Here is a 15,969-nt window from a genome sequence, read left to right as displayed (position 1 = left end):
CATATGCGGGAGAAACATATCGGGCTGGGCCTGTTCAGTCTGCTGGTCTTTATCTTTCTGCTGGGCCCGCTTCTGATCATATCGGTCACTTCGTTTGAACCGGGAACGGTACTCAAATTTCCGCCGGAAGGGTTCTCCTTCCGCTGGTATGAGAATATTTTCAACACAGGCGGTTTCCTCCGCACATTCCAGACGTCCATCATCATTTCCTTACTGGGAAACTTGTTGGCACTGGTGCTCGGAGTTCCGGCTGCGTATGCACTTAGTCGTTACGATTTCAAAGGCAAGTCCGTGCTGAACGCACTGTTCCTGTCCCCGGTACTGATCCCGGGAATCGTGCTTGGTTTTACATTGATGAAATACCTGATCGTAATCTACCATCTGCCGATGTACCTCGGATTGCTGATCGGTCATACGATTATCATGCTTCCATTTATCATTCGGGTTATCGCGTCGAGTCTGTCGAGCTTTGACTTTGCAGTGGAAGAAGCTGCGCTGAGTCTTGGTGCGGGACGGGTAAGAACGTTCTTCACGATCGTGCTTCCTAACATCCGCTCAGGAATTATCGCTGCCGTGCTGATTGCCTTCCTGGAGTCCTTCAACAACGTGGACATCTCGGTGTTCATGACCGGACCAGGGGTAAGCACATTACCGATCCAGATGCTGACGTATGTGGAGAATTATTTTGACCCAACGATTGCAGCGATTTCCGTGCTGTTGATGGTACTGACCGGACTCTTAATGTTCGTGATCGAACGGATCATGGGCGGATTTTCATACTTTACTAAACGTTAATTGGAGGCGCAGAACGCTATGGCATTGCTGACATTAGACCACGTATCCGTGGCATACGATAAGCAGACAATCCTGAAGGATTTTCAGTTGGAGCTGGAAAAAGGTAAACTGCTCTCCCTGCTCGGACCGAGCGGTTGCGGCAAAACAACTACGCTGCGCCTCATCGCCGGATTTCTGGAAGCATCACAGGGCAAGTTTATGTTCGGCGGCAAGGATTATACGAAGGTTCCGGCGAACAAGCGGAACTTCGGATTTGTATTTCAGAGTTATGCGTTATTCCCGCATCTGTCTGTCTATGACAACGTGGCCTTTGGCCTGCGGATGCGTAAGGTAAAAGACAAGGATATTTCTTCCCGTGTGATGCGAATCCTGGAAGTCGTTAACCTGAATGGATTTGAGAAACGTTTTCCACAAGAACTGTCCGGTGGACAGCGTCAGCGTGTAGCCATTGCTCGTGCATTGGTCATTGAGCCTGACCTGCTCTTGTTTGACGAACCGCTCAGTAACCTGGATGCCAACCTGCGTCTCAACATGCGGGTGGAGATTCGCCGGATTCAGCAAGAGCTGGGCATTACAACGCTGTATGTCTCTCATGACCAGGAAGAGTGCTTCTCGATCTCGGATCAGGTAGCGATTATGAACAAAGGCGTGGTTGAGCAGCTCGACCGCCCGGAAACGATTTTCAAATATCCGGCAACGGAGTTTGTAGCACGATTCATCGGGTTCCATAATTTCATTGAATTCGCGGAGCGCAGTGATGCAGGTGAAGTGATTACACTGACCGCAGGTGGACGTACGTTTACAGCAACAGCGCATCCTGGAACAGCACGTCCCGGTGCACGCAAAGGTGCGATTCGCCCGGATGATCTGATCGTTAGTGGAGATACTTCTGCGGATGTGGTGAATGCTTTGCCGGGGATTATCAAGGTCAGCACGTATCTGGGACGCAGTTATCAGTATGTGATCGAGACGGAACTCGGTGATTTTACAGCAAATCAGGAGATGGAAACACCATACCTTAGCGGGCAACGTGTTAGCCTGATCTTCCCACAGGACAAGCTTGTATTGGTAGAGTAGTCGTGAATGTAGCGAGTAGCTTTAAGAAATAAGAGCAGTAAAGAAGGCAATTCATGCGATGATTCCGGACGAGGCAGTGGTGCGCAGTCATGTGCAGTACAGCAGATTAAAGTGCAGGTTCATTGTCCGGTTCGCATCGTGGTGAAATGCTTGTGAAGAAGGAGATTATGCCCCATGCGTGCAGATCAACTAATTGTAAATGTACATGTGTATAACAGTTATTATAAACGGTTTGAAATGAACAACGTTGCTGTGTTGGGCGGCAGATTCCTGTATGTTGGACCCGGTGGACCTGAGTTGATTCAGGCAGACGAAGTCATTGATGCCCGGGGAAGATACATGATTCCTGGCTTGATCGATATCCATCTGCATATCGAAAGTACGATGGTGACACCGGAAACCTTTTCCCATGGTCTGATTGGCTGCGGGGTAACGTCCATTGTCGCAGAACCGCATGAGATGGCGAATGTGTTCGGGCTGGAGGGTGTGCAGGAGATGATGGCTGTGAGTCGGGAGACGACAGTAGATATGTTCTATGCGATCCCGAGTTCCGTTCCGGCAACCCCGATGGAGACAACAGGCGGTTCGATCGAGATTGAAGATATGGACGTGCTGCTCGCCACTGGCGAGATCATCTGTCTGGGCGAGATCATGAACTATGTCGATGTCATCCGTGATCCGGAATGCAAGACAAACCAGATTTTACAGCATATTCGCAAAAACTATCCGGATCTTGTGATCGAAGGACATACACCGAAACTGCTTGGACTTGATCTGCATCGACTGATCTACGCAGGTATCGATTCCGATCATACTCATCAGAGCATTGAGGGATTACAGGCGCGGATTGCGGCAGGTATGTTTATTGAAATTCAGGAGAAATCAATGACCCCGGAAGTCATGGAGTACCTGATTCAACATGATGTGGCGCAGCATTTCTGCTTTGTAACAGATGATGTAATGCCGGATTCACTGGTGGAGCGTGGTCATCTGGATCATATCGTACGCAAAGCAATTCAGATGGGGATGCGTCCGGAAGACGCGATTTATGCAGCAACATCAACCCCTGCTTCCCGGATGAAAATGACCGATCGTGGCAGCATTGCCCCAGGCAAAGTGGCCGATTATGTGTTGGTATCCAACCTAGAGGAGCTCGCTATTGATCAGGTGTACAAAAACGGCCGCAAAGCTTATGACGATTACGAACCGTATAAGCAGGAGCGCATAACCGGGCAGTTCCCACCTCATTTCTATAAGAGCGTACAGTTGGAGAAGCTGGGCGTAGCAGATTTTGCGATTCAATTGTCAGATCCGAAAGTCAGTGGATCAGGTGTTGATCTCGCTGGTGAAGGTGAGCACCAATGCCGTGTCATGATGGTCAAAGATGGTTCTACTTTTGTAGAAGAACATATTGCACCGGTTCAGTCTGCGGATGGCGAATTATTATGGGAAGAAAGCGGATATGCACAAATCGCTACCTTTGAACGTTATGGCGTGAACGGCAATCGTGCACATGGTCTGATCGGTGGAGACACCATCAAACGCGGTGCCATTGCAACGACATATTCACACGACAATCACAACCTGCTGGTTGTAGGACGTAATCGTGAAGATATGATATTGGCAGCTAACACGGTAATTTCGAGCCAAGGTGGTTTCTGTGTGGTGGAAGATGGTAAGGTGCTATCCCATCTGGAACTTCCCGTAGGTGGAATATTGACGGAAGAACCACTCGCAGTAGTATCCCATCAAGTGAAGGAACTAAGAGCAGCGATGTTGTCTCTTGGATATGTGCATTACAACCCGATCATGTCGATTAGCACGCACTCTCTTGCAGTAAGTCCGGCGCTGAAGATTACGGACTATGGCCTGATTGATGTGAATGCAGGTAAGGTTGTATCGTTGATTGTTTAATCTGAGAAAACACCCCTGCTCACAAGTGTGAGCAGGGGTGTTTCTCAATGTATTAAAAATAATCGTCAGCATGTCTTCAATAAAGTGTGCTGCTCTTCATATCGTATATCGTTTGCTTATGATTATAATAATTTCTCTGGATTCTTTACTTTTATTGAAACAACCTCACCGCAATCTAAACAAACCGTAAATACTCTTTCCGAACCTAGTGCCATTTTCTTGTCCAATGGACGAAGATTGATGAAGTCCGAGGCTTGTACGAAAGACGTGCCTCCGCAATCCGTGCATTTCTTTTCAGAAGTATTCATCGCGTATTCCACCTTTTAGTAGTTAGTGTTTAATGTGTTATTAGATAATTTTATTCCATTAAATGGAATGAAGCAATCATCTATATGCCAGCTGAATAATGGGCTAATCCTCCCATGGAATTAATGTATCTCCATAGCATGATGTTTCATGGTTTGGACGAGGCATAGGAATACATATATAGTAAGAAGAGAATGTCTGGATGCAAAAGCAGGAGGATAGACAACCATTATGAATGAAATAAATAATGCTAAAACGATATTTTTCGACGTAGATGATACGTTATATGATCACTTGCAGCCACTTCGTGGCGCGTTGCAGGACGTTCTCGGCCTGCCGGATGATTTCTCTTATGCTGAGGCCTATCACCGTTTTCGCTATTACAGTGACTGGCTGTCTGCACAAGAAGATTTGTCCGCTGTACCAGAGCCGGATGCAGTGGAGCGAATGCGCCGTCGGAGGTTTGAGTTGACGATGGAGGAGTTTGGACTCCCCCTACAATCGGGACAGGCTGAAGAACTACAAGCACAGTATCTGAGCAGACAGTTTGAGATTGTACCTTTTGAAGGAGCGTATGAGCTGATCAGAAGGCTTCAGGCAGAAGGCCATACCGTTGGTCTAATCACCAATGGAGAAGGAGAGCATCAGCGACGTAAGCTTGAAGCATTGGATGTACTCAGTCTCGTGGACGAGCAACTGGTCTTTATCTCTGGTACGACTGGTTATGCGAAGCCGGATCGCAGGTTGTTCGAATATGTGAATAAGCAGTCCGGGACAGATGCCCGTTCCAGCTATTACATCGGCGACTCGTGGCGTAATGATGTGGTAGGTGCAGTGGATGCAGGTTGGACAGTCATCTGGTTTAACCATCGGGAGGCGCTGCCGGAGTCCGATCATCAACCTCATTTTGTTGCATCAAGCTATGAAGAGATCAGTCGTATTCTGACTTTTGAGTGTGTTCAAGCTTAAGGAGATTTATGTTTAAAGGAGCAGTCTTGTTACCGTCTTAGGTGCAGGTCTGCTTTTTTATATTATACCTTCTATAAAGGCATCATTAATGAGGTGTCTAACTCTTCGCTTTCAATTACAATTGCCATGAGTCCAGCTTCTGTTTTGGTTTCGTGCCATTCATGTTTATCCCAGAGAACCGCTTCGCCACAACGAACTTTGATGTATTCATTTGCTTCCCCTCTAACCCAACCCTCTCCACTTACTATTAAAAGGAGTTGAGGAACTACAGCTTGGTGATAACCTATGACCCCACCCTCAGCTAAATGCATACATCCGATATGAGCTGCTTTTTTGGTCTGCGTTATACGTGACATTACGAAATTAGAATCGAATTTGGTAATCTTTTCCCTGACTCTTGTTTAAATTGAAATATCCTCATGTTTACCTCCGCAATAGTGACTAAGTTAACTTCCTATAATGGTAACTATCTTTATGATGGGTATCATCCTATTTCACTAATTTATGGATAATCCGATCAGATGAGTCTATCATAACTCCAATAGGTTGGGGAGAGTTTGCTTAAAATCATCTTTTTTAATTAGCCTGTTCCAACGTTTCTATGAAGCTGTACTTCATGGAATCTTCATTTGAAAGAGTAGTTCAGAGCCTTCCCAAACAGGATATGCGGTGTTATAATTAAAACAAGATTTAGATTAAGTCTAAATTAAAAAGAAGCGAATCAAAGCAATCCATTATAAAATTCAAATTCTATTTTTATATTCGAGAGGGGATAAATTCCATGAGCACAATCCAAACTAGAAACAACACTTTTACTAACAACGCCACAGCACTTCAAGAGGTTTTGAACCGTCAGATCGCAGGTTGGTCCGTGTTGTACACGAAACTGCATAACTTCCACTGGTATGTTCAAGGACCTCATTTCTTCACACTGCATGCCAAATTTGAAGAGCTGTACAACTTGGCTACGGCAAATATGGACGAAGTTGCAGAACGTTTGCTTGCTATTGGTGGACGTCCAGTGGCTACGATGGGTGAACAGTTGCGTCTCTCTCCGATTGAAGAGGCACAAGGCCGGTTGTCTGCTGAACGTATGGTAGAGTCGGTGGTTGCTGATTTGCACACGATGGTGGAAGTGATTCGTCAAGGCATTCACGAAGCAGGAGAAGCGGAAGATAACGCAACGGAAGATATGCTGATTGGATTCACCGCTGCGCTGGATAAAGAGGTCTGGATGTTAACCGCATTTCTGGGCAAATAAGCAAAGTCACCCTACATCCTGACAACGATATGTAGAGTCCGTGAACAAAGTGTCCGTTCGCTTACAAATCCGGTGCGCTTGCCGTATAATGATGGCATTCAAGATGTACAGAATGGTGGAATGAACGATGCGGTCAGACCTGGAACAATTGCAGGAAGAAGCTGAACGGTTTATATATACATGTTATGAAGAGCTGGGCCATTCGCGTGAAGACGCAGAGGCCCGGCTTGTTGCCGTTATGGGAGAGATCGAAGTAACCGGTACTTATGTGCACACCACAGAGGAATTGGAGCAGGGTTGTAAAATGGCATGGCGGAACAGCAACCGCTGCATCGGACGGCTATTCTGGGATAAACTTCGGATCGTGGACGCCCGACACGCCGATACGGCAGGAACGGCAGCGGAAGCTGTGCTGAATCATATCCATGTGGCATCCAACGGTGGAAAAGTAATCCCGATGATTACCATTCTTCCACCCGATGGGCCGAATGGAACTCCGGTACGACTCTGGAATCATCAGCTCATTCGTTATGCGGGATATGAGACAGAGCAAGGCATTATTGGAGATCCTGCTTCGGTGGAACTGACCAAGGCGGCGATGTCACTTGGCTGGCACGGGGCAGGTAGCCCCTATGATGTGTTACCGCTCATTATTCAGGCCCAAGGACAAGCCCCAGAGTGGTATGTTGTGCCTGAAGAAGAGATTGTGGAAGTACTTATTGAACACCCGGAGCGAGCGGAGATTGCGGAACTTGGCATGCGCTGGTATGGTGTGCCGATGATCGCCGATATGCGACTGGAGATTGGTGGCATATCTTATCCGGCAGCGCCGTTTAATGGTTGGTATATGGGTACCGAGATCGGCGCCCGTAATCTGGCGGATACGTTCCGGTATAACAAGCTGCCTGCGGTGGCGGAAGCGTTTGGATTGAATACGTCGAGTGAAACGACGCTGTGGAAGGATCGTGCGTTAGTTGAGCTGAATGTGGCTGTGCTGCATTCGTTCAAAAAAGCAGGTGTGAGCATTGTGGATCACCACACGGCGGCAACGCAGTTCGATTTATTTGAACAGCGGGAAGAGAAAGCTGGGCGTGAACTGACCGGAGATTGGGTGTGGCTGATTCCGCCAGTGTCCCCTGCGACAACACATATTTTCCACAGCTCCTATCGTAATGAGATCGTGAAGCCGAACTTTTTCCGTCAGGATCAGGCGTATACTCTGAAAGATGGCGTGGCATCTGCCGCAGAACTGCGAAGCAGTGAGCAGCAGAATGCACAGGTAGAGAATCACCAGCCGCAGGCCGGAGATGCACCAATGAAATGCCCGTTTGCACACTAAATTGTGCAGACGGGTTATTTTTTGTGATCCTTTTTTATCAAAGGAAGAACTACCCCTCTTTCAATCGATATCGACTGCGCATCACAGCCTGAACTACAATGGCAACAGCAATCAGCACTAGATTAAACACAAACACGGAGTACAGCGAGCCAACTTCCATAAGTAGCGCTGCAACCAGTGGAGATACGATGGAGCCGATCTCGGCCGCAGAGACAATTTTGCCTATGACAGAGCTTCGACTCTCGTCTGGGATATGATCGCCAATATGAGCAAAGAACGAATCCATGTAACATGCACCACCAACCCCGCCAATCAACATGCCAACGTAGACCCATAGATGGGAGGACGTGCTTAGAAATACAACAACTTCGATTCCAATCAGGAACATGCCGAGCATGCAAAGCAACAGACGATCGCCTAACCGGTCAGAGAGATAACCGACAAAGGGAGCAGCGGCAAGCGTAGAAATCCCTGAGACGGTGAAGGCGAGACTGGTTGCAAACGGGTCCCAATGCATGATGTGAGTTGCATACAGTGCAAAATAGGTGAGGAATACCGCATACGCGCTCATCTCCAGAAAATGTACTGTGCCATAACCGAGAAGCTGTTGACGCTGTGTGCGCCTTGTAGACAAATCTTGAGTATACTTTGCATCAGAAGGTGATGAAGATAAAGGAGGCGCAGTTGATACAGTAGTATGAGGGTGGGAGTCATTTGTGTTGGGTTCTACAACTTCATCCGTGGAGATAAGTGAATGTGTTAAGTTGTCCAGAGGTTCTTGCTTTACGCCAGCTGAAGGCTCTTCCATCAGAGGATCACTTAGCGTATCCCCAGACTCATGATTAGCTCTAGCTTGTGCCGTCGTCTTCATCCCCATCGCAGCGACCACGGCCATCAGACAACATACGGTAACGAGCAAAAAAGGCACCGACAATGGCCAGTGCAGCGCGAGCCAGCCACTAATGACCGGACCGAGTACCATACCGCCACCTTCACTACTGCTGATATATCCATTGTACAGGCCGCGGTTGTCTACATTACCCTCATCTCCGATGATGGAACGTACGACCACGGTAAGGCCAGTGGAAGCGAGCCCTTGCAGCAGTCGGAGCAGGCCGAATAACACCGCAGCAGCAGACACCGCAAAGCCACCCATACAGACAGCCAGCAGGATCAGCATCAGGATGAGAGCCTTTTTACCACCTAGTTTCTTATAAATTGCCGCTGCTGGAACGCCACCAATTACTTTCCCCACATAAAAGAGTGCAAAAATAACCCCCATCATCCAGCCGGACAGGCCGAATTCTTCAATAAACAAAGGAAATAGGGGCAGGATCATGAATCCGCCCATCTGACTTAAGAAACAAATGGTCATCAGCAAAGGCAGGTTACGACGAATATCCAAGAGCCAAGACTCCTCTCACACATAAAATGGAATCCTAAAAATCCTTCATTTACTCCATATGGGTACGTATTATCTACATTACCCGTAATGTATGCAGAATTTTTGAAAATAAGAAGAAATGACACGCGGCGTTTACATCAAAACCATTGCGGATATACCTGAATCATATATAATAGATGGGTTATCTATAAGGATGCATGAACGAAAAGTGTACAGACTTAAGAGGTACCTCAAGTATAAGGGGGCGATGTGAAGCATGTCAGAACAACAACCGATTATCCGCTTCGAAGCGGTGACTCAGCAATACGATCAGGATGAAGCCGTATTGAAGGCAGTCAGCTTTGAGATTGAGCGGGGTAAATTTTATACGCTTCTTGGCCCATCGGGCTGCGGGAAAACAACAATATTGCGGCTGATTGCCGGTTTTGCGGAGCCGACACAGGGCAGTATTTATTTTAACGGTGCGCTTATCAACCGTGTGCCTGCCCACCAGCGGCAGGTGAATACCGTATTTCAGGATTATGCGTTATTTCCACATTTGAATGTATTTGAGAACGTAGCTTTTGGTTTGCGGATCAAAAAGATGAAAACGGCTGAAATTCGCAGCAAAGTGTTGGAAGCCCTCAAATTCGTCAATCTATCCGGGTATGAAAACCGGGAAATTGGCGAAATGTCCGGCGGACAACGACAACGTGTCGCGATTGCACGCGCCATTGTGAACGAACCTGAAATTCTGCTACTGGACGAGCCGCTCTCGGCACTCGATCTGAAATTACGGACCGAAATGCAGTACGAGCTGCGCGAGTTGCAACAGCGACTGGGCATTACGTTTATCTTTGTTACGCATGACCAGGAAGAGGCCTTGGCGATGTCCGACGAGATCTTTGTCCTGAATGGTGGCGTGATCCAACAAAGCGGTACACCGAATGATATCTATGATGAGCCGATTAACCGTTTTGTGGCGGACTTTATCGGAGAATCGAACATTGTATCAGGCAAAATGAAGCAGGACTTTGTGGTGGAATTTGCTGGCGCACAGCACGAGTGTGTCGATCAGGGTCTCCAGCGGGACGAGCCGGTAGAGATTGTCATTCGCCCAGAGGATCTGGAGATTACAACCGAAGACCAAGGCAAGCTCAAGGTTAATGTGGACTCCCAGTTATTCCGCGGGGTGCATTACGAGATATCCACGTACGATGATGCGGGCAATGAGTGGCTTGTTCATTCAACCAAAAAAGCCGTTGTAGGCGCACGGATTGGACTGTATTTTGACCCGGAAGCGGTACACGTCATGCGCTTTAACGAGACCGAAGAAGAGTTCGACAAACGACTCGAAGCCTACCAAGAGGCCGCTCATGCAGACTAAGGCCAGCACACGCAATGCGTATCTGATTCCATATGTATTATGGATGGTGTTGTTTGTTGTGGCGCCGGTTCTGCTGGTCATCTATTATTCATTCTTCGATGTGGAGGGTAACTTCACGTTTGGCAACTACGCCCGGTTCTTTACACCGGTGTACTTGCAGATGACGCTCAGTTCGTTCTGGTATGCATTTCTGATTACGGCGTTCTCGCTGCTTATCTCGTATCCAACGGCGTATATGCTTACCCGGACGAAGCACAAGCAGCTGTGGTTGCTGCTGATCATTCTGCCAAGCTGGATCAATCTTTTGCTAAAAGCGTACGCCTTCATCGGTCTGTTTGGAACGTACGGTCTGACCAACTCCCTGCTTGAAGTTGTGGGGATTGGCACACAGCAGATTTTGTTCACCGACTTTAGTTTTATCTTTGTCTCGGTGTACATCTTCATTCCATTCATGATCCTGCCGATCTTCAATGCGCTGGAAGAGATGAATCCATCGTTAATCTACGCGGCGCGCGATCTGGGGGCCTCATCGTGGCTGACTTTCCGCCGGGTTATCTTTCCACTGACCATTAGTGGAGTAAAATCAGGCTGTCAGGCTGTATTTATTCCTGCGCTTTCCCTGTTCATGATTACCCGCCTCATTGCGGGGAACCGTGTAATTACGCTGGGAACAGCGATCGAACAGCATTTTCTCGTCACCCAGGACTGGGGGATGGGTTCAACGATTGCCGTCTTTTTGATTATTGCGATGGCGATTATTATGTTCCTGACTGGATCAGGCAAAAAGGAGGTGCGTAATGGGAAGAAACGGAAAGCTGTCTAACGTCTATCTAGCCGTTGTATTCGCCATATTGTACGCACCGATTGCGTATCTGATCTTCTATTCCTTCAACAGCGGTGGCCATATGCGCAGCTTCGAAGGATTCACGCTTGAATGGTACAAAGAGGTGTTCGCTGATACTCGGCTGCTCATCATTGTGCTGAATACATTTATCATCGCGCTCCTGTCATCAGCGATCTCCACGATCCTTGGTGTAGCAGGAGCACTGGCGATCTACCATGTGCGTCGCAAACGGACCAAGAACACGCTGCTGTCACTCAATAACGTGCTCATCGTTAGTCCGGATGTCATCATTGGTGCATCGTTCCTGATTTTGTTCACCATGATTGGCATCAAACTGGGCTTCACTTCGGTCCTGCTGTCTCATATCGCATTCAGCGTACCAATTGTCGTGATCATGGTGCTGCCAAAGCTGCAGGAAATGAGTCCAACACTGATGGATGCAGCGCGCGATCTGGGTGCTGGTTCATGGCAGATTCTGACGCGTGTGGTGCTGCCATACGTGAAACCGGGTATTTTTGCCGGATTCTTCATGGCATTGACGTACTCGCTCGATGATTTTGCAGTAACATTCTTTGTCACGGGTAATGGATACTCCACACTCTCTGTAGAGATATACTCCAGAGCAAGGCAGGGCGTTTCGTTGTCCATCAACGCTTTGTCCACCCTATTGTTCCTGCTGACCGTGTTGCTAGTTGTTGGATATTACTTCATTAACCGCCGTGCAACACGGATACCTCCAGGAGGAAAGGGGCTGCGACCATGAAGCAACTGGTACGGACATTTGCGCTTGTTTTTGTGGCCGCGTTCGCCCTAATGATCCTGGCTTCGTATCTGAACAAGAGTCAGGGGTATTCTGGCGGCAACACGCTGACCATCTATAACTGGGGCGATTATATCGACCCAGATCTGCTTAAGGAGTTTGAGGACGAGACCGGCATTAAGGTTATCTATCAGACGTTTGACTCCAATGAAGCGATGTTGACCAAGATTGAGCAGGGGGGAACCACGTTTGATGTGGCGATTCCTTCCGAATATGCGATTAGCAAAATGAAAGAGGAAGACCTGCTCGTTCCAATTGATCACAGCAAATTGACTAACCTGAGCAACATCGATCCGCGGTTCTTGGACTTGTCCTTTGACGAAGGCAACAAGTACTCGATCCCTTATTTCTGGGGAACAGTGGGGGTTGTGTTCAATCCCGAACTGGTGGATGGATTGACGTTTGATAGCTGGAACGACCTGTGGGACCCGCGTTTGAAAAATCAAATCCTGCTCCTTGATGGCGCACGCGAAGTCATTGGGATGGGGTTGAACAGTCTCGGGTATTCCTTGAACGATACCAACGAAAATCATCTGCAAGAAGCGCTGAAGAAGCTGTCTACATTGACACCAAACGTCAGAGCAATTGTTGGAGACGAGATCAAGATGCTGCTTGCGAACGAGGAGGCAGCGGTTGGACTCGTGTGGTCTGGGGATGCATCCGAGATTATGGATGAGAACGACAAGCTGGATTACATGGTGCCAGAAGAAGGCTCGAACCTCTGGTTCGATAACATGGTTATCCCGAAGACGGCGAGTAATATTGAAGGGGCACACCAGTTTATCAACTTTATGCTGGACCCGGACCATGCCGCTCGCAATGCGGAGTATGTCGGGTATTCCACACCAAACGCCGAGGCGCTTAAGCTGCTGCCAGAGGACATCTCGGAGGATGAACGTTTCTATCCAGACGAGACACTGACAGGTAAGCTGGAGGTCTACGATAATCTGGGTAAAAAAATGCTCTCGCATTATAACGACCTGTTCCTGGAGTTTAAAATGCACAGTAAGTAACCGCCAATAACGTGTGCACAGTTCGTTAGATTATGAAAAAAACAAAAAGGGTTGCTGCTCGTCATTCAAGTGAAATGATGAGCAGCAACCCTTTTCTATTACCTGCTTCAGAGCAATAGCGCTCGAAGTGCCATATAAGATGAACATTAAAGGGCACACGTTAACGGAGCGGGCAGAAATAAGCTATAGAAGCGGAGCGTTCGCCTTTATCACCGGATTTTCCCATTGTAAAAGGGGAATAAAAAAATCCGGGGATAACAGCGATCGAAAGATTATTCTGCACGCGGAGTGGCTAGTGTGACCCCGCACCCCATTCATCTTATATAATTGCCACTACATGCGCTTTTTGCGACCCACCATGATCCAAGCTCCACCCATAATCAGCACAATCGCCACGAACGGTTGAATAAAGCTCAAGCTGCTCAGCATCGTGCCAATCGACATCACAGCGAAGAATAGCAACGATATCACCGTAAGAATGTTGATGGGGATCAGCAACCATTTGTTCCGACCACCGAACCAATACAATTCGAACAAACCAACAGCAACAGCAAGAATGAAGCCCGGCCACATCGTACCCCAGTTGTTAAATAGCATGGCAATCTGACAGACGATACCAACCGTGAGCAGCAACCCACCAGGAACCAGAAGTCCAACCCCTCTGCCAATCATGGAGAAGTACAGCCAGTGGAAGAACAGTCCTAGTGGAATCACGAATAACGTGGGCCAGAAGGTCGCAAAGATCGTACCCGGACCGAGAGAACCTCCCTGGTTCAGAATCAGGTACACGCCCAGCAAAATGAGAACAGGCGCAAGGATCGTACGTTTAGCCATAATATCTCTCCTTCTTAATACAAGATCAATTTTCCGAACGGTTGTATGTAGAGCAATTACTTTCGTTATTCACAGCATACCATGAACTGGAAAACTCTATCCTCCGTCTTTGGAGTTAAAATGAACCTAGACCAAAGTCTAGGTACGTAAATTTGAGAAACTATACTCCCTGGATGAGGGTGTAGTTGAACATACTAAAAACCCACTCTGTTGAGAGTGGGTTCTGTCATTCTTTTATCCAAAACGAAGCTTGTTATTTCACCACATCCGAATGTTTCTTGCCCCAGCTGTTCACACCGTCATCCTCAATAATGGAGATGGCAGCGTCGGCGATGTCGGGGTTTGTCATCAGTTTCTCCTGAATACGGAACTTGATGTCATCTGCATCGGCAAGACTGAGTCCTTTGGTCAACTCAATCAGACCTTCGACATGATAATAACGGCCTTCCTGAATGATACGCATCATCTGAATATCGGCAACGTGCGTGTCTGCCAGAATGGTTTGGGACACTTTGTCCTCAATATCCTGCGGAGCCGCTACTCCGATCAATCCGATCATATTATCGTAACCGACACGGAAGGCTACAGCGATCATCAAGCAACCAATAATCGTTGTCACAATGCCATCGAGCAATGCAAAATTGGTCAAGGCAATGACCACGACAGAGATCAATGCAAGCAGAGCACCGAGTACAGCGACAACATCTTCATAGAATACGAGACGGGTTGGTGGCGCAGCACGGCCTACATTTTTAATGGCAGCAGGGACCAAGGCAAATCCGGCGGCTTTGGGTGCGCGTGCTTCTTTTAGAATTTCCTTCATGGCTTTGATCAGGATGGCCCCGTCAATGACAATGTTCAGAACAAGCACTCCGATGTTAATCCAGAGACCGCCGGTATGACCAACAGGATGCTGCAAAAGATGGATGCCTTCATGGATCGTTTCATACGCCATAATGGTAACAACAATAACGGCGATCATACAGAAAATGTTAATGACCCGTCCGAATCCGGTCGGGAAGCGGCGTGTAGGTTTTTTCTCGGACAACACACTTCCGACAAAGACAAACCCTTGGTTAATGGCATCAGCGAGTGAATGCATCGCCGAAGCGAACATGGCACCACTGCCACTGAATAGGAAGGCTCCCCCTTTGCACACAGCAAGAACAGCATTACCTGCCATCGCTACGGCGGAGGATGTGTTTCCTTTTTTGATGAGAGACATAAAGCTCTCAGACTTCGGTTGTTCAGCCACTTCGTATGTTCCTCCCAGATCAATGTATTAGGTGTAGAAAAGGCAGTCTTATCTATACAGCATGTGCATTTCCACTAAATGTTATTATAACCGCTTTGACATATCCCAGCATTATGCAAAAAAGGTCATATCACCATGTGAGACTCAGTACTCGATAGCCTCCAAGGCACGTAAATTCCGATTGGATTGTTCCAACAGTTCCGTAAACGTCCCAGCGACATAATATACAAAATCCGGGTCATGCACGTACATAATAATCTGTCCAACCGTTCCTTGCTCTGTTGGATCAAAGTCGAACATCAGATACAGCGAACCACCTCCAAGCATGCCAAACGTGATCCATTTCTTTTGAAAAAGGTAGGGTTTGATTCGGGGATCAAGCTCACTGATCTCTTCTTTGGTAAAATAATCATCCATGCGGTTCTCCACCAGCGTGGACTGCTCCTTTTGAATTTTTTCCAGGGATAACAGGTAAAATGGCTCGGATTCCCGTCCTTCCTCAAGGCTTGGGTACAAGACGTGAAAGCCATAACCACTCCCATTTTTACGTTTATAAAATGCACGAAAATCAGCAGGTAATCGAATACCGTGTTCCTGCTCGAATGCGTCGAGCTGCTCATCCGTCACGCCTTCAAACTCGCGATAAGCCTCCAAGAGCTCCCGGTTTTCCTCATCTTGTACCTTATCCTCCAGCAACATATCCAGTTCATCCATCAATTCATATATACGCTGTTCTGGCATCCAATTCCCTCCGTATGAGCTATTCAGATA

At 47.7% G+C, this 15,969-nt stretch carries 15 protein-coding genes and 1 pseudogene; 10 read left to right on the top strand and 6 right to left on the bottom strand.

What is annotated here, in order from left to right:
* Positions 1-3: 3 nt before the first annotated feature.
* The 3 genes from EL84_RS03985 (at position 4) to EL84_RS03975 (ending at position 3,786) form a co-directional block, all read left to right on the top strand.
* On the top strand, positions 4-795 hold the full coding sequence (locus EL84_RS03985; protein WP_017691790.1) for an ABC transporter permease: 792 nt from the start codon (positions 4-6) through the stop codon (positions 793-795).
* A gap of 18 nt (positions 796-813) precedes the next feature.
* Positions 814-1,872: an ABC transporter ATP-binding protein gene (locus tag EL84_RS03980; protein WP_047840797.1), complete on the top strand. Its 1,059-nt coding sequence runs from the start codon at positions 814-816 to the stop codon at positions 1,870-1,872.
* Between the two features lie 174 nt (positions 1,873-2,046).
* Positions 2,047-3,786 carry an adenine deaminase C-terminal domain-containing protein gene (locus EL84_RS03975; RefSeq protein WP_047840796.1) on the top strand — a complete coding sequence of 580 codons (1,740 nt, stop codon included), beginning with the start codon at positions 2,047-2,049 and terminating at the stop codon, positions 3,784-3,786.
* Positions 3,787-3,908: 122 nt separating this feature from the next.
* Here the strand turns inward: EL84_RS03975 and EL84_RS03970 are convergent, their stop codons facing one another.
* Positions 3,909-4,094: a hypothetical protein gene (locus EL84_RS03970; RefSeq protein ID WP_047840795.1), complete on the bottom strand. Its 186-nt coding sequence runs from the start codon at positions 4,092-4,094 to the stop codon at positions 3,909-3,911.
* A gap of 229 nt (positions 4,095-4,323) precedes the next feature.
* On the opposite strand from EL84_RS03970, the gene EL84_RS03965 reads away from it, so the two are divergent.
* Entirely contained in the window at positions 4,324-5,061 is a 738-nt protein-coding gene (locus tag EL84_RS03965; RefSeq protein ID WP_047840794.1) for an HAD family hydrolase, read from the top strand.
* 71 nt (positions 5,062-5,132) lie between these two features.
* Here the strand turns inward: EL84_RS03965 and EL84_RS03960 are convergent.
* A pseudogene (locus EL84_RS03960) lies at positions 5,133-5,482 on the bottom strand (cupin).
* Between the two features lie 360 nt (positions 5,483-5,842).
* Here EL84_RS03960 and EL84_RS03955 point away from each other — a divergent pair.
* Both EL84_RS03955 and EL84_RS03950 read left to right on the top strand, forming a co-directional pair.
* Entirely contained in the window at positions 5,843-6,322 is a 480-nt protein-coding gene (locus EL84_RS03955) for a Dps family protein (protein WP_082218829.1), read from the top strand.
* Between the two features lie 127 nt (positions 6,323-6,449).
* Positions 6,450-7,661, top strand: a complete 1,212-nt coding sequence (locus EL84_RS03950) for a nitric oxide synthase oxygenase (RefSeq protein WP_047840793.1) — start codon at positions 6,450-6,452, stop codon at positions 7,659-7,661.
* 49 nt (positions 7,662-7,710) lie between these two features.
* Here EL84_RS03950 and EL84_RS03945 read toward each other — a convergent pair whose 3' ends face one another.
* Entirely contained in the window at positions 7,711-9,066 is a 1,356-nt protein-coding gene (locus EL84_RS03945) for an MFS transporter (RefSeq protein WP_053061375.1), read from the bottom strand.
* 256 nt (positions 9,067-9,322) lie between these two features.
* Here EL84_RS03945 and EL84_RS03940 point away from each other — a divergent pair, with 256 nt between their 5' ends.
* From EL84_RS03940 to EL84_RS03925, 4 genes are read left to right on the top strand one after another with little or no spacing between them, the layout of a single operon-like run.
* The gene (locus tag EL84_RS03940) at positions 9,323-10,432 is read left to right on the top strand and encodes an ABC transporter ATP-binding protein (protein ID WP_036612848.1); all 1,110 of its coding nucleotides are present in this window, start codon (positions 9,323-9,325) and stop codon (positions 10,430-10,432) included.
* Positions 10,422-11,255 carry an ABC transporter permease gene (locus EL84_RS03935; protein WP_017691799.1) on the top strand — a complete coding sequence of 278 codons (834 nt, stop codon included), beginning with the start codon at positions 10,422-10,424 and terminating at the stop codon, positions 11,253-11,255. The genes EL84_RS03940 and EL84_RS03935 overlap by 11 nt, the downstream gene beginning before the upstream one ends.
* Positions 11,230-12,039 carry an ABC transporter permease gene (locus EL84_RS03930; RefSeq protein WP_036612847.1) on the top strand — a complete coding sequence of 270 codons (810 nt, stop codon included), beginning with the start codon at positions 11,230-11,232 and terminating at the stop codon, positions 12,037-12,039. The genes EL84_RS03935 and EL84_RS03930 overlap by 26 nt, the downstream gene beginning before the upstream one ends.
* Positions 12,036-13,109: an ABC transporter substrate-binding protein gene (locus EL84_RS03925; protein WP_047840792.1), complete on the top strand. Its 1,074-nt coding sequence runs from the start codon at positions 12,036-12,038 to the stop codon at positions 13,107-13,109. Before EL84_RS03930 ends, EL84_RS03925 begins: the two co-directional genes overlap by 4 nt.
* Positions 13,110-13,442: 333 nt before the next feature.
* On the opposite strand, the gene EL84_RS03920 is transcribed toward EL84_RS03925, so the two are convergent.
* From EL84_RS03920 to EL84_RS03910, 3 genes are all read right to left on the bottom strand, one after another.
* Positions 13,443-13,943 carry a hypothetical protein gene (locus EL84_RS03920; protein WP_017691802.1) on the bottom strand — a complete coding sequence of 167 codons (501 nt, stop codon included), beginning with the start codon at positions 13,941-13,943 and terminating at the stop codon, positions 13,443-13,445.
* 253 nt (positions 13,944-14,196) lie between these two features.
* On the bottom strand, positions 14,197-15,198 hold the full coding sequence (locus EL84_RS03915) for a cation diffusion facilitator family transporter (RefSeq protein WP_143781100.1): 1,002 nt from the start codon (positions 15,196-15,198) through the stop codon (positions 14,197-14,199).
* 144 nt (positions 15,199-15,342) lie between these two features.
* A complete protein-coding gene (locus tag EL84_RS03910) occupies positions 15,343-15,939 on the bottom strand; it encodes an SMI1/KNR4 family protein (RefSeq protein ID WP_047840791.1) in 597 nt (198 codons plus the stop codon).
* Positions 15,940-15,969 lie beyond the last annotated feature (30 nt).

The organism is Paenibacillus sp. VT-400 (assembly GCF_001029205.1).
Classification (GTDB): Bacteria; Bacillota; Bacilli; order Paenibacillales; family Paenibacillaceae; genus Paenibacillus; species Paenibacillus amylolyticus.
This window is presented reverse-complemented; position numbering and strand designations above follow the sequence as displayed.

Bases quoted from the DNA above. Each gene is read 5' to 3' on its own strand.
- EL84_RS03910 (WP_047840791.1), bottom strand. From the start codon at position 15,939: ATGCCAGAACAGCGTATATATGAATTGATGGATGAACTGGATATGTTG.
- EL84_RS03965 (WP_047840794.1), top strand. From the start codon at position 4,324: ATGAATGAAATAAATAATGCTAAAACGATATTTTTCGACGTAGATGAT.
- EL84_RS03935 (WP_017691799.1), top strand. From the start codon at position 10,422: ATGCAGACTAAGGCCAGCACACGCAATGCGTATCTGATTCCATATGTA.
- EL84_RS03920 (WP_017691802.1), bottom strand. From the start codon at position 13,943: ATGGCTAAACGTACGATCCTTGCGCCTGTTCTCATTTTGCTGGGCGTG.
- EL84_RS03940 (WP_036612848.1), top strand. From the start codon at position 9,323: ATGTCAGAACAACAACCGATTATCCGCTTCGAAGCGGTGACTCAGCAA.
- EL84_RS03980 (WP_047840797.1), top strand. From the start codon at position 814: ATGGCATTGCTGACATTAGACCACGTATCCGTGGCATACGATAAGCAG.
- EL84_RS03955 (WP_082218829.1), top strand. From the start codon at position 5,843: ATGAGCACAATCCAAACTAGAAACAACACTTTTACTAACAACGCCACA.
- EL84_RS03975 (WP_047840796.1), top strand. From the start codon at position 2,047: ATGCGTGCAGATCAACTAATTGTAAATGTACATGTGTATAACAGTTAT.
- EL84_RS03970 (WP_047840795.1), bottom strand. From the start codon at position 4,094: ATGAATACTTCTGAAAAGAAATGCACGGATTGCGGAGGCACGTCTTTC.
- EL84_RS03950 (WP_047840793.1), top strand. From the start codon at position 6,450: ATGCGGTCAGACCTGGAACAATTGCAGGAAGAAGCTGAACGGTTTATA.
- EL84_RS03930 (WP_036612847.1), top strand. From the start codon at position 11,230: ATGGGAAGAAACGGAAAGCTGTCTAACGTCTATCTAGCCGTTGTATTC.
- EL84_RS03925 (WP_047840792.1), top strand. From the start codon at position 12,036: ATGAAGCAACTGGTACGGACATTTGCGCTTGTTTTTGTGGCCGCGTTC.
- EL84_RS03985 (WP_017691790.1), top strand. From the start codon at position 4: ATGCGGGAGAAACATATCGGGCTGGGCCTGTTCAGTCTGCTGGTCTTT.